This window comes from Cyclobacterium jeungdonense, assembly GCF_010994275.1.
GTDB classification, from domain to species: domain Bacteria; phylum Bacteroidota; class Bacteroidia; order Cytophagales; family Cyclobacteriaceae; genus Cyclobacterium; species Cyclobacterium jeungdonense.
Genome location: NZ_WMCD01000011.1, coordinates 138,192 through 152,134, shown reverse-complemented (window position 1 = coordinate 152,134; position 13,943 = coordinate 138,192). Strand labels below are relative to the sequence as shown.

The 13,943-nt window shown below is 45.1% G+C and carries 8 protein-coding genes; 4 read left to right on the top strand and 4 right to left on the bottom strand.

The features are described from left to right. Positions 1-242: 242 nt before the first annotated feature. Positions 243-680, top strand: coding sequence for a response regulator (locus tag GKS34_RS19570; RefSeq protein ID WP_163386677.1), 438 nt, complete (start codon positions 243-245; stop codon positions 678-680). 381 nt (positions 681-1,061) lie between these two features. Here GKS34_RS19570 and GKS34_RS19560 read toward each other — a convergent pair whose 3' ends face one another. The 3 genes from GKS34_RS19560 to GKS34_RS19550 form a co-directional block, all read right to left on the bottom strand. Next, positions 1,062-4,880 carry a PVC-type heme-binding CxxCH protein gene (locus tag GKS34_RS19560; RefSeq protein ID WP_163386676.1) on the bottom strand — a complete coding sequence of 1,273 codons (3,819 nt, stop codon included), beginning with the start codon at positions 4,878-4,880 and terminating at the stop codon, positions 1,062-1,064. Between the two features lie 748 nt (positions 4,881-5,628). Continuing rightward, positions 5,629-6,639 (bottom strand): S41 family peptidase, encoded by a 1,011-nt coding sequence (locus GKS34_RS19555; RefSeq protein WP_163386675.1) that lies wholly within the window; start codon positions 6,637-6,639, stop codon positions 5,629-5,631. Then, positions 6,636-7,442 (bottom strand): hypothetical protein, encoded by an 807-nt coding sequence (locus tag GKS34_RS19550; RefSeq protein ID WP_163386674.1) that lies wholly within the window; start codon positions 7,440-7,442, stop codon positions 6,636-6,638. Before GKS34_RS19550 ends, GKS34_RS19555 begins: the two co-directional genes overlap by 4 nt. Before the next feature lie 806 nt (positions 7,443-8,248). Here GKS34_RS19550 and GKS34_RS19545 point away from each other — a divergent pair. From GKS34_RS19545 to mgtE, 3 genes are read left to right on the top strand one after another with little or no spacing between them, the layout of a single operon-like run. Further along, positions 8,249-9,070: a mechanosensitive ion channel family protein gene (locus GKS34_RS19545; protein ID WP_163386673.1), complete on the top strand. Its 822-nt coding sequence runs from the start codon at positions 8,249-8,251 to the stop codon at positions 9,068-9,070. Continuing rightward, positions 9,070-9,876 carry a CBS domain-containing protein gene (locus GKS34_RS19540; protein ID WP_163386672.1) on the top strand — a complete coding sequence of 269 codons (807 nt, stop codon included), beginning with the start codon at positions 9,070-9,072 and terminating at the stop codon, positions 9,874-9,876. Before GKS34_RS19545 ends, GKS34_RS19540 begins: the two co-directional genes overlap by 1 nt. 44 nt (positions 9,877-9,920) lie before the next feature. Then, positions 9,921-11,240: a magnesium transporter gene (gene mgtE / locus GKS34_RS19535; RefSeq protein ID WP_163386671.1), complete on the top strand. Its 1,320-nt coding sequence runs from the start codon at positions 9,921-9,923 to the stop codon at positions 11,238-11,240. A 1,010-nt stretch (positions 11,241-12,250) separates the two neighbouring features. On the opposite strand, the gene GKS34_RS19530 is transcribed toward mgtE, so the two are convergent. Further along, entirely contained in the window at positions 12,251-13,927 is a 1,677-nt protein-coding gene (locus GKS34_RS19530) for a SusD/RagB family nutrient-binding outer membrane lipoprotein (RefSeq protein WP_163386670.1), read from the bottom strand. Between the last annotated feature and the right edge of the window lie 16 nt (positions 13,928-13,943).

Genomic DNA, 13,943 nt, shown 5'->3' with positions numbered 1-13,943 from the left:
AGCATTACTGCGTCACAGACCACCTCCGATCCAAACGCATTACCTTGCAGCCACCTGATAGGTATTGACAAATAAGCAGCAAGATGCTTTCCAAAAGAGGTGCATTGGTATTAATATTGCTCAGGTAACCCTGCTTCCAAAGCAGCTTTTGTCCGCAGTTAATTTTTATACTTATTAAAAAACCTTATTTTTAATAATGATTTAATCATGTAAGTAGTGTAAACGCTAATTATCAACATTCTATGGAAAAAATAACCGGAAAGATCCTCCTGGTGGATGATCAGCCGTATGAAGAACTACTACTTAAAGAAGCATTGGCCTCAATAGACCGGTTTACTGATGTAGAATACATTGCAGATCCTAAAGAAGCGCTTATACACCTAAAAGAAAACCGTGACGAGATTTTCCTAATCATTAGCGATATTAACATGCCGGGAATGAACGGCCTGGAATTTAAGAGGGAAATTGAAAAGGACCGCTACCTGCGTGAAAAATCCATTCCATTTGTTTTTTTCTCCAGTGATGCCTCCAATAAAACGGTAAAAAAAGCCTATTCTCATAGTGTGCAGGGCTATTTTAAAAAGGCTGAGACGATAGAAGCGCAGGGCGAACTGCTGAAAATTATTTTTAAATACTGGGCATCCTGCCTGCATCCGATTATGGGAATTAAAGAAGATTAATGGTTTTGATAATTCAATCAATTCTTGACCGACATTTTCATTAGTGATGATCATTCCGTTTCAATCGATTCCTCATTGGTAATTATATCGGCTGCGTACTCGAGTGCAGCCAGAACCTGCTCTTTGTCCCAATTGGGATAGCTCATTAAATGATCTGTTAGTTTAAAACCACTGAAAATCAACAGATATAAAAAAGAGCGATCACGTCGCGAACAAAACAGGAAACAATGGATTTCCGAGGTGAAGAAAAATGCTACTCCTGCGCGGGTATCTAAGAACATATACCCAGGCCCGACCAATCGAAAGGCGGATAGCAGCATTTAACAGTGGACTGTCAATTAAAGTTTATTTTATTATATAGGCTAGAGTTGGAAAGCCGGATCAGTCGGCCAGCTCCCTGATGGTCCAGGGTTTGGTTCGTCCAGAGACCTCCGCCCGGATTTTCGCAACCGTTTCGGGAGCTACGGCGGGTGATCCGTTACCAAATTCCTTGCGGATGTAGGTCAGGACATCAGCGATCTCCTGATCGCTCATCCCACCCATGGGAGGCATGGGAATGGACTGGGTTCCGGCACCGTATTCTTCTCCCGCAACGTCGAGGGGACCGGTAAGCCCATTGAGCACGATTTTGATGAGCTTCGTTTCGTCTCCGGTGACCCGCTTTGAACCTAGCAGGGGTGGATACACCTTTGGCAGACCCTTACCACCAGGCTGATGGCATGTCAGGCAGGCCTTTTCATACAAGGCTTCGCCAGTAGAAACGAGCGCAGGTCCCTGATCCAACAGCTCCCGCAGAAAGTTTTCCTGAACCTTCGATGCGGCCTTGAGTTCCCCCTCCTGAAAAGGAGTCTCCCAGAGAATCTGAAGGGATCGTGCACTCTGCCTCAACGCATACTGTAGAAAGGGGTCCATTTCATGTTCGAGTGCTGCAGTTACCACTTCGATCGCAGGGATCTCCCGCAGGTAGCTGGCGGCTATCACTGCCTCCAAGCGGACCCGGGGGTGGGCATCATTAACCAATTGCCTTAACCGACCAAGGGCTCCATCTTCCAGCCGCGACGCCCAATCTCCCAGCACACGGGCACCATAGGCCCGAATCCGGAAATCCTTCGACCCCAACAGGCGATCGAGCAATTCCGGTCGGACAGTTTCATGCGCCTGGTAGACCCCGATCAATTCGAGGAGAAACCGGTCTTTTCGATCCTGGAGGTCCAAAGCGTCTGCCGCAGCCACAACCGTTTCCGTTGGCTGGTAATAAAGCAAGCGCTTTGCCTGGTAGCGCATCCATCGCTCCTGAGAATCCAGAAGTTCTAGCAGTTGGCCCGCATCCATCGCGGATAGATCGGGATAGTCAAAGGACGACCTGGAATCTGCTGTGATCCTCCAGATACGGCCATGTGACTTGTCCCGTCGTGGGTCGGCATAGCTCGCCTGGTAGTGACCAATGATCGGGTTGAACCAATCCGCCACATACAAAGCTCCATCAGGCCCCACAGATACGTCCACCGGGCGAAACGAATTATCGGAGGAGCTGATCAATCGGGGAAGCTGTTTGGTCGCAAATCCGGAACCTGCATCTTCGAATTGGTGCACTTCCACCACAGAGCCGAAGTATCCGCCGATCAACGCTGCGCCTTGCAGCTCTTCGGGCATGGCCGATGTTCCAATGATTTCCAGGGACGTCGTTTTGGGCGAGGTCTCAAATAGGGGACCTACATCATGATACTGCTCCGGATTGGTCTTTTCGTAGGCCGTGTTCGGATCTTCATGGTAGCGGGAATCTCCTTGCGCCGGAAATGGAACCAAACCTGGTACAGTCCAATAGCCTTCCGGGCGATCTCCCGTCTTGTGAAAGACCTGGCCGTAGTCGTCAAACGCCACGCCCCAGCAATTGGCTCCCGCCATTCCCCCTCCGAAGAAACTCTCCAATTTCAGGCGGCGGGGGTGATATCTCCAAACTCCGGCTCGGTCCAGACGGGCAACTCCATGCGGGGTCTCCACCCTGGAAATGGCGTGAAGTCCCTGGGTGAACCACAGGGTCCCGTCCGGTCCATGCGTAATGCTGTTTACCATTTGATGTGTATCGCCTACGCCGAAACCGGAGAATATTACCTGCCGCTCATCGGCCTTTTTGTCCCCGTCGGTGTCACGGAGATAGAGAATTCGATCAAAGTCGCAGACGTAGACCCCGTCTCCACCCGGTTCTATGCCTTGTACCATGCTCAGGTTTTCGGCAAACCGCCACGAGCTATCCGCTACTCCGTCACGGTCCCAATCTTCCAGGACTTGTATGTAGTCCTGCGCAGGCATCCCAGCCAATGTCTGCGGGTAGGAGGGTGAACAGGCTACATAGAGTCTTCCCTCTTCGTCCCATGCGAATTGCACGGGATTCACTACTCCTTCCAGCTCTGAAGCGAAAAGATTGACCGAATACCCTTCTGCGGTCGTGAACCCTGCCAGTTGTTCTTCTGGTGTCAACGCATCGATCTCACTGTACACAACCGGAGCAACCGATACTCCCGGTGCTTCTTTACCTGCTATTCGATCATAAATGACGGCATCTGCTTTTTCCACAAGGGGCAGCTGTTGCTCAAATGCGACCTGAAGCGAGGGCTCAGCCCCGGCCCCCTGCCCATACATTTGATTCACGCGGTCTCCGTAGACAAAGGACCAGTTTGCCGGCCGCCAAAAATCGAACCAAAGGCGGTTTTTTTGAACGATGGCCTGACGGACCGCCTCCGAAGGTATCACCTCGATTTCAACATCCAACTGCCTGGCAATTTCCGCACTCACCCGGCGAAGCCCCTCCGGTGTCAGATGGATTCCATTCTCAGTGAGCCGATTCCCGTAAGGCATCGTGGTCAGATCCACAAATAGCGCATTGCGTTGCGCCGCAATCTTTTCCATCGATTGCACATACAACTGAAGATCGTCATTCCTTTCCCTAAGGTCGGGTGCATGGGAAGCAAGCGGCTTTTCAAAACGGATGGGTGACACCAACACCAACTTGTGGGTTCGGCGGGTTAATTGATCCAGCAAGCGGTGGTAGGCTGCTTCGAAATCCGCCAGTCGGTCGGGACCATCCAGTGCTTCCATCTGACCGAATTGGGCCAGGATCACCGTAGCGCCCACAGCATCCAATTGATCGCCCCAATCACCGAAGTTCAGATCACGCCATTGCTCATAGACCACATCCCCCTCCCAGGCCATCGAACGAAAACGAGGGCGCTGCCTGGCAAAACCTGCTGCCAACAGCGACTCCAATTCGCCCGATCTTTGCTCACGCACAAAGTTTTCCTGACCTACAAATACGACAACATCCTCTTCTTGCAACTGAAAGGTGCCGTCTTCGAAGGCGGGAACCGGCGCCCGGTGCTGTATGCTTCCGAAACGACTCAGGATAGCCTCATTGGGAGGGATGACGGTATCATCCAACTCCTCAATATGCAGGTTGCGGAACGAAATTTCTGCTTTGCAGTTGCCGTGGATCTGCAAGGCAATGTGCCCTTCCAGCGGAATATCTTCCTCCTGCTCCTGGTAGGTAATCGTCCTTTGACCGTTGAGAATGATCGTCACCTGCTTGCCACGGGCAATGACTTCGTAATGGTTCCATTGGCCTGGCCGCTCAATCGAAGCAACGAAATCAGAATCTGCTTCCGCCAAAAAGCGATTGCGCCGCGACTCATCATAGAGGTAGCCCGTATAGCCTGCACCGATGTCTGCCTGGTAACCACTCATCTCATTCGCCGGATTGCTGGTTCGCCGGCTGTGAAACTGCACGCCACCATTCACGAATCCTTCTGTGCCAACAAGCCGGTATTCGAGCCGCAGGTGAAAGTTTTTATATACCTTGTCCGTCGCCAGGAATTCATTGCGCGGATTCCCCTTTAAACTGCCACCCGTAATGACTCCATCCTTTATGCGCCAAACCGATCCTGTGTGGGCATTCCAGCCACTAAATGACTGACCATCAAAAAATGTATCAGAAGGGACTTTGGACGGAGAACATGCCCACAGCAAGGATGCGAAAAAAACAAGCAGTAAGCACCCAACCTTCCAGTGAATAAACGCAGAATGGATTAATCTGGAATTTAACCACGCCTGACTGCCTAAAACGGTCATCTGGGATTTGGCGCTTCCGTTAACAGGAATGCTTTGGGGTTGGCATTTTCTGCTGGAAAAGCTTTTATTTTTTGGCATTATAATGTGAGTTAACTAATTCCTTTGTACAGAGTTTTAATCATAAACTTCATCAAGACCTAACTTTGGCAGCACTTCGCTGCTCGATTGGAAGTATTATGCAAAAGCATTAGGCGTAAACCATACAGTCAATCTCTATGGAACAATAAATATAGTAGGTTAAACTATTGCAAGCCTTCTTACCGATTTTTTCAAACCGATTACAAGCTATTATTTACTTTTAAATTACCAGCAATTACTCGATAACCGCAAGCCTTAGGGTTATTTCGATTATCGCCTGAAAAGAAATCTCCTCTAAATATCGGAAAATTACCGAAACCTTCAATTAGCATTCTCATTTTCATAGGCAGGAAAATTGCCAGGCCTTAGGTAATATAGAGATGACTTTTTACAGTCCCTTTATCTTTAGAAACGAGAATAGAAAAAGTCCTGGCAGGCAATTCCTGCAGGATTATTTCCCTTAAAATTTCTTGGTGAATCTGAACCATATATCCGTTACTTCCCCCAAATTGTGCCTTCAGTCACCTCCTGTATGGCTGCAACCGGACTCGTAAGTGGCTCTCCTAAAGCCCGCCGCAGGCGCACCTCAGCCAGACCTTCACTGTACCAGTGCAACTTGTTGGAAGGTTTTTAGAAGATGAAAAAATCCTAAGCCTATTCGATGGTTGACAATAAGAAAGGGCTGGATTTTCGGCTGGATCACGGCTTTTTTATAGATCATCATTGGCCTTTATTAACCCTCTGTCTGTTAGCTTCCGGTTTTAATGTACTCAATCGCTCTTTCCAAAATTGGATCCTTACCTTCAGCTATATCTTCAGGGCTCATTTGCACCCGGATATCCACCGGCACCCCAGCCTCAAAATTAAGTCCATTCACGGTGTATCCTATAGTGGAACTGTAGTTGAAATACCATCCGTTGGGCAGATCATATCCTGCGGGAACCCCAGAACCCCCTCCGGTATCATCTCCCATTAGGATTGCCCCATCAATAGCTTTGATATAAGCTGAAAAGTACGAACCTGCGCTGTACACTTTTCTATTGGTTAAGACGACCACCCTTCCTTCGAAATGCGGGGATTCGGTATTTGGATTTAAAAAGACTTCCTTTTGTGGTGAATAATCATTCGAACCAGGACCATTTTTCGTTTGGTAGGAATATAGCTTCGTGCGTTCGTCAATCAACCTGGCGGCAATTTTCAATCCATTTTCCGGATTACCTCCTTCGTTATTTCTGATGTCGATGATGACTCCGGGCAAACTTTTAAACCGCTCTATTACAAGGTCCAGTTCACTTTCCAGAATAGTTGAGGTAAAACTTCGGTAGTGTATGTAGCCGACACCGTTGATCTCCTGATTGAGAAGATATCCAGTGATTCGATAATCCCCCAGGTAATTACGCTCCAAAACATCGAAACTATAGTTGGAAGGAGCTTCCAGATAGGGTAAATAACGGCTGATGTCAAAAGGCGTCCTTAGGTTTACGTGACCATCCCTCAGGGTATTCAGCATCGCAGCCATTACATCATAAAGCGCTGTTTCATTTTGCGCCTGAAGCGCGATGGGTCGGTAAACGTTTTTTACGCTATCCCAGTCTATTTTTTTGAAGTCAAAAAAGGAATAGCGTTCATTCATAACCTCCCAAAGAATATCAAAATTTTCTGCATTGGTATTATCCGGTGGTGAATCCAAAAGAATCTGCTCGCAGGAGAGAAAAAACAACATCGTCAATAAAGTCATTATTCCAGGTAGCTTTTTCATCTTGTGCGCATTAGAAAGTTGATACCTAAAGTATGGGCAGCAGTTTGTACCAGGCTAGGGTTTTGGAAAGAATAATACTCCCAATTGTAGATCAACTGGATTTTATTGCCTCCATAAATAGGAAACTCCACAAAATTATCGAATTGAAAACGGGGAAAGTTTCCCAACCAACTTATGCTGGTATTATCAAACAACTGACTCTCAAAGCGCCTTTCCTGATCCAAAAAATCAGGCACACCAGCAAAAACCGGTCGGGTCATGAATCCAATAAGAGGAAGTTTAAAGCCGGTATTACCTTTCATTTCCTTGCCAAAAAGTTGGAAATTACGGCGATAGCTTAGTTCAGCCTGGAAATTTCCACTGAAATCATAATTGATTGAGCTATTGTCCCAGCGTGGTGAAAAGCGGACATGGATCAGACTTGAAATAGAGGGACCAAACCACCAATTTCCCTTTTCAGACTCCCGGATCAAAAAAAGGGAGGAGTAGCTGATTTCATTCCAGTAGGAAGTAACTTTCGGCTGCTGGTACCGGCCCAAAGATTTTCCAATTTCAAATTCCCGGGTCTTAAGCGAACCAATACTTCCTTCAAATTGGAAATGGCTAAGTTTTTGGGTTTTTCGGCGCTCATGATCAATCATGAAATAGATTGGCCCACCACTGTAGCGACTTTGGGTAATCAATTGATCCTGTACGGTTTGTGATCTAATCCCTACAGCCAGACCCCAGTACCCTTCCTGTTCCTGCGCATTGCCCGATTGCCCACAAAGAAAGATCACGAAAAGAATGGCAAGTTTTTTCAAGATGAAGTAATTTAGTTGACCTGAAAATGGTTCCTATAAATTGATAAATAATCCAATCCAAAGAAGACGCGAAAGCTTAAGTATTTCAAGTTCAAATGTATGGATTAATCCAAAAATAAAAATTAAATTGTTGAAAAAGAGCACATTACTCCTCCCCTTTTATTGCTCCTCAGCAAAAACTGATCAGTTTCGGGAACCGCTGCATTCAGACTTGCAGGAGGCTCGCATCCCACCGCTAAATCATGCCGCCATTTGTCTAACCATGGGATCATCCGGGGTTTTGAAAAGAACCGCCGGTCAACGGGAATGAAACTTAAGGAAAGTTCAACAAACCCCTTGAAGGTTGGGTAAGGGTATTCTCAACTCCAATACAAAGTTAATAGCCGGCCGAAACAGGTCAAGGAAAGGGTATTTGTGGAATTGGACAAAAGTGGTGTTTATGAGATCGTGATGGACAGGGAGGGTTTTTCACTTCAACTCCACCCAAACCTTATTTACAAAATGAAGGCCTGGCCACCTGGTGAGTGAACATTTAAACTTCAAATCAAAATCCTTTCCTGTCAGACACTGTGATAGGATGAAAACGCCAGAAAAGGTGTAAAATTGGCAACTTCCTTATACTGTCTGATTGCTCCATATAGACCCGGGATAGCATTTATTCAACCGATAACTCCTTTACAAGAGACTCAGCGGGGACATCCTGCTATTCTGGTTGAAATTAATGTTTTTTGCAAATTATTTGAAGTTTTTTTGTACTTTGGAAAGATACTAAAGATAAGTCTTTTTAATTCAGGCAAGTTTAAACAATGGATTATAGTCAGCTAGTAGAAGAGTTTCATAAAATAGCGTTTGGATTCAGGGACAGCCTGATCACTATCCTTCCAAAACTAATCCTTGCCTTTATTGTATTTACAATAGGTTATTTGGTGGCGCGCCTCATTGAATGGGCGGTCAAGCGTTTGTTGAATTACTTAAACAGCCTGATCAATGACAGGTTCAGAGACAAGATCCAACACATCAACTTCGGCCCTTCAGCCACATTTATCAGCAAGACTTTTTTCTGGATTATTTTTGTTTTCTTTCTTATTCTCGGTACCGAAGTACTCGGTTTATCGATTATTACCACCTGGCTAGGAAGTGTCCTGACCTATGCACCGAGAATTTTTGCTGCCATTTTAATAGTTTTTGTGGGAATCATTGCTGGCAGGATGGTGGGGAATTTGATCACCTCCGCCACGGCCCAGGTTGCCATTTCTTATGGCCATATCCTCGGAAATATAGTGCAGTACACTATTCTCATCACTTCCATTATTATTGCCGTTAATCAGATAGGTATCGATATTGCTTTCCTTACACAATTGATAAACATCCTTTTAGCGGCTCTTTTGTTCGGTGCGGCACTGGCATTTGGCTTGGGAGCTAAAACATCGGTCAGCAATATTCTCGCTTCCTATTACATACATAAACTGTACAAAGAGGGAGATTATGTGAAGATAAGCGATATAGAAGGCAGGATTATTAAGATCCGCAATACATCAGTTCTTTTGGAATCGGAAACCGGCCAAGTGACTGTCCCTTCTAAGGAGTTTAATGAAGTAAAGTCTGTCTTGGTCAAAAAAGAAAAGTAATGGGTACAGATGAAAAGATATTGGAGGCTTTTATTTATGAACACGGCCGGGCAGCAACGCAAATTCTCGAGGAGCTTGAGCCCGAAGAGGTGGCGAGCTTGTTACAGGAAATCCCCGTTGCTCTGGCAGCAAAAATTTTGGAACCGATGTATGCCTACAAAGCATCCCGAATTTTGGAAAGCCTTGACCAAACCTGCGCAATCGAAATACTGGAAGATGTAGACCTGAAAACGGCTGAATTGATACTCAGACAGATGGAGGGGCCGCTCCGCGATTCACTATTGGAAGATCTGGCACCGGAAGTTTCAGGTCCCCTGCGCCTGAAGCTGAAAAGCCCTGAAAACACGGTAGGAGCCTTGATGGATCCAATCCTATTTACCTTGCGGAAATCCGTCAAGGTGGGCAAGGCGTTGACCTTCTTAAAGGAGCACAAACAGCTGATCTCTCCTTACGTATTTGTGGTTAACCATAACAAATCACTTCATGGTGTTGTAAACCTGCAAGACCTGCTGTTGGCCGATAAGGATGCCCCTCTTACTACTTTGGCAAATACTAGTGTGCCAAAACTCTACGATGATGTTCATTTTGAAACGGTCATCAACTATGATAGCTGGCTTTACTATTATGCCTTGCCGGTAACAGATCGATCGGGGGTTCTAGTAGGCTCATTAAGGCTGGAAGCCGTCCGCCGGGGAAGTGTAAAAAGCGAAGAAATGCTTGGTAAAGAAGCTATCAAGGCGGGTGCCGCACTGGGAGAGCTTTACCGCGTCGGATTAATGGGTTTTTTGGGGAGCTCGGGAGAATAAAACCCCAATATCCCCATTCAATCAAAATAGGCTAAAATTTTACCATGTCACAAATCCCTACCACAGCTAAAGAAAAATTGATAAATGGCTTTTTCAGGAAATTTCCCGGAGATGCTGCTTCGGTGCTCAATGGCTTTTCCACTGAGGAGATCATTGATTATCTCAAAAGACAGGATCAAAGCGTTTCCAAACAGGTGTTTGCCCGCCTGAATCCTGATATTGCCACAGAGGTCATTGATCTGATGGATAATCAATTGTTTGTTCACATTTTCTCCAACATCGATGCTTATCTGGGAGCTAGATTGCTTTCCCGTCTGGATAAGGAAAAAGCTCAAGCCAAAACGGCTTTGTTATCCCCTACACTGGCCCGGGAAATAAAAGAGCTGATGAGCTATCCGCTGGATTCTGCGGGTCATTTGATGAACCCAATGACAACTACTTTCCATCCGGAAAATACCGTGGAAGAGGTGCTGAAGCGCCTGCGAGTACTGGGAGACCGCCGTATTGCCAATATTTATGTAATAGACGATAAAGGCACATTTTTGGGCGTAGCGGCACTTCAAAGAATCGCCATTTCGGAGCCCAATGTAAAATTAAAGGATATCCTGCAAGCTCCTTTGGGCGTGATAAATGCCTTAGCACCCGTGGAAGATGTGGTAGAACTGCTGGAAGAAAAGAGGATCATTCATTTACCGGTTATTGACATCAATAACAAGCTACTGGGCGTAATTCGAAACGGTGACCTGGTAGCTGCCTCAAAGGAAGAGGCCACAGAAGACCTTCAAGCCATGTTTGGTGCGGGTAGAGAAGAACGTGCCCTGTCAAAAGTTTCCCTTGCTGTAAAGAACAGGCTACCCTGGCTACATATCAATCTTATTACTGCATTTATGGCTTCCCTCGTTGTGGGCTTTTTTGAAGATACAATAGCGAGAATCACGGTGCTGGCAGTTTTCTTACCGGTTGTGGCAGGACAGTCGGGCAATACAGGTTCACAAGCCCTGGCCGTCACCATGCGCGGTTTGGCACTCAGAGAAATCAGGATAGGGCAATGGTTCAAAGTGGCGAGAAAAGAGATTATGGTAGGATTGATAAATGGGCTTGCCGTAGCCTTAACCACTTCTGTCATCGTTTATTTCTGGGCCTCCTCCTTCGGCCTGTCTGTGGTCATTGGTATCTCAATGGTGGTATCTATGGTCATTGCAGGGTTTTCGGGAGCGGTCATCCCGATAATTTTGAAGTCCCTGGGACAGGATCCCGCCACCTCTTCTTCGATCGTGCTAACCACGGTGACTGACATCTTCGGATTTTTAAGTTTTTTGGGATTGGCCACGGCACTGGCAGATGTGCTGAACATTGTAGGATAACGTTTCTAGGATTTTTCCGACGACAATTCCGAAATCCAGTCAGGAAGACTTTTAAGATAATGGATCTTGACTTCATTTCTAAACGTTCTTTTGCTGGAGCCTAGTGGCCAAGGCTAAGAGCAGGTGGGAATTAAACCCCATTCATTGTCTACCAGGGGCAATGTTTGTCAAAGGTAATTATACTTTCAATTCAGCCCCTGGATAAACCGGACTTAGCTGCCCCCCAAAGCCGGAGACTAAAAAATAGCGAAAATGTACCTGTTAATCCGGCAGATGTCGTGCCCTTGTTTTAAATTATCCGGAGCATACTGACCCCTCAAGGGCACATCCCTCCGTTCCTCGATTAGGCTGTTCCAGGTTTTATTTTTTTTTACGAATACATTGACAGGCGCCTAAATGTATTTTCATCTCAAATGAAAAGGTAACAGCTGGTTAGAACCAGTCATCACGGCTTGCCATAGACACAACACAGGCCGCCCTTGACAGAACCTGTCCAACTTGTTGTGTTGCATTTAAGAAATGAGAAAGCCAAAATATTGTTCAACATTACTGGTTAACCGCACCCTTGCAGCTATTTTGCTTTCAGCCTAATCAAGAAATCCGCACTAAATATAGGAAAATTACCGAATCCTTTAACTAGCATTTTCATTTTGATTTTCTGGAAAACTGCCAGGAGATAGATAAAATTGGATTGCCTTTTTCCAGTCCCATTTTAACTTGGGGAATCGGCATGAAAAAAGTCCTGCCAGGCAGTTCCGACAGGACCATTTCCCTTCAGGTTTCTAGGTAAATCCAGCCAAAATCTGACTTTTAACCTCTAGTCAAAGACAAATAGGCCCCTTCTGCCACTCATTCCGCACCTTCAGTCGCACCATCGTGCTTCTCCTGTACGGCTGCAACCGGCATAAATACTACCCATTGTTGTTACCATTAATTTTCATTTAGAAAAGAGGGTTTACTGATATCCGTTTCAGTAAACCCTCTTTAACTAATTGGATGTCAATAAATAATTAATACGGTTTATTTGTACCTTGCAATAACCACATTCGTGAGCGGGTATCGTCATTTGTTGGCACTTGTACAAATTCAGTTTTTTCCAACCTCTCAACAGCTTCCTTGTATTTAGCTACATACTGAGGATCAGGAGGGGTAGGTGAATCATAATGATACCTAATAGGAATTGCAGGCTGAGCACCATCATAGGGAGGTACAAAATCCGGATAACCTGTTCTACGCCAGTCAAACCATGGCTCGGGTCTGAAAAACATCGATATATATTTTTGAGTCATAATGCGCTCATGCTCATTGGTTGCTTGACTCAAGTCAATATCTTCCTGACTATAAAATTCATTAAAATCAAATCCTCCTACATAATCACCAAATATTCCCCATTCATCCATAGAAGCTTCAATAGCCTTTTTATAATGACCTTCTGCATCACTGACACCAAATGCCCCAATAGCTGCAGCTTCTGCCAATATAAATTCAACTTCAGAATAGGTAATAATATTCATGCCAACATATTGATTTGCATTTTGAAAATAAATCTCACTGAGACGACTATTGAACGGAGTAGTTTTGGGCTCAACTGATGTTGCTTGAGGACCGGCATTATAGGCTGTCCATGAAGCCTGACTACCAACCGGTAATCCAACGTACAGACTTGTATCCAGGTCATCATAGCCATTAGGGTATGGCAATACTTCAATAGGGAATGTCTGTCCTAGCGGATCTGTGTATTGGATCGTTGTTGTTGCAGCAATATCCTTATCCCATTTTTTTTCAACAGGTCGTAACCACCTATACAATCTCGGGTCATTTTGATCTCTTAATGAATTAAGAAAACCTAAGCCCATTCTCCTGGCATATGTCAGTTCAGAAGCCCTAAATGGTCCCCCTCGAAAAGAAGTAGCTGCAGAATTTCCTAGATAATCCAGCACAGCATTGTCATCGCTACTTGTGAAAACATTTTGAGCAGCATCTTGGAACTCAGCATCTAAATCAATACTTAATTCATTTCTTTTGTTATTTAACAACAAACACATCCTGATTCTGAGTGAATTGACAAACTTTACCCATTTGTCTTTGTCTCCATCGTACAACAAATCATACCCATCTAATACAGGAACTTTAGATCCGGGAATCCCTTCAATCATATTTTTTGCTGTTTTCAAATTGACCAGCAGGGTTTCATAAATCTCTTTTTGCTCATCATATTTTGGAAAAACAATTTCTTCTTCCAGCTGATTGGTTTCTGAAAAGGGAACATCACCATAGATCTTAGTAGCTAAATCTATAAGTCCAGCCTGATATACCAAAGCGACAGCCTCCGTAAAAACGTTTCCTTGCTCAACACTGAGATCAGACATGGCTTGCACATCTACTAAATTAGAGTAAATAGTTCCCCAAGGACTACTTTGTCCCGGCGTCCAATACAGCGCATTTAATTCCTCCGATTTATAACCATCACCCACTTGGTAATACTGCAACAACGAAGGAATTCTTGAACCCCAATAACCAAATTCACTATACGTATTAGCAAAATTGTATGTACTTGTAGTTAATAGAAAGTTTGGATCAACTTCGTTTACATCATTGGGACTTACATTCAATTTATCAAAATCACTACATGAGTTTAAAATTGGAATGAATGTAATGGATAATATTATTATTATAATTTTCTTCATGATCAATATTTATTAT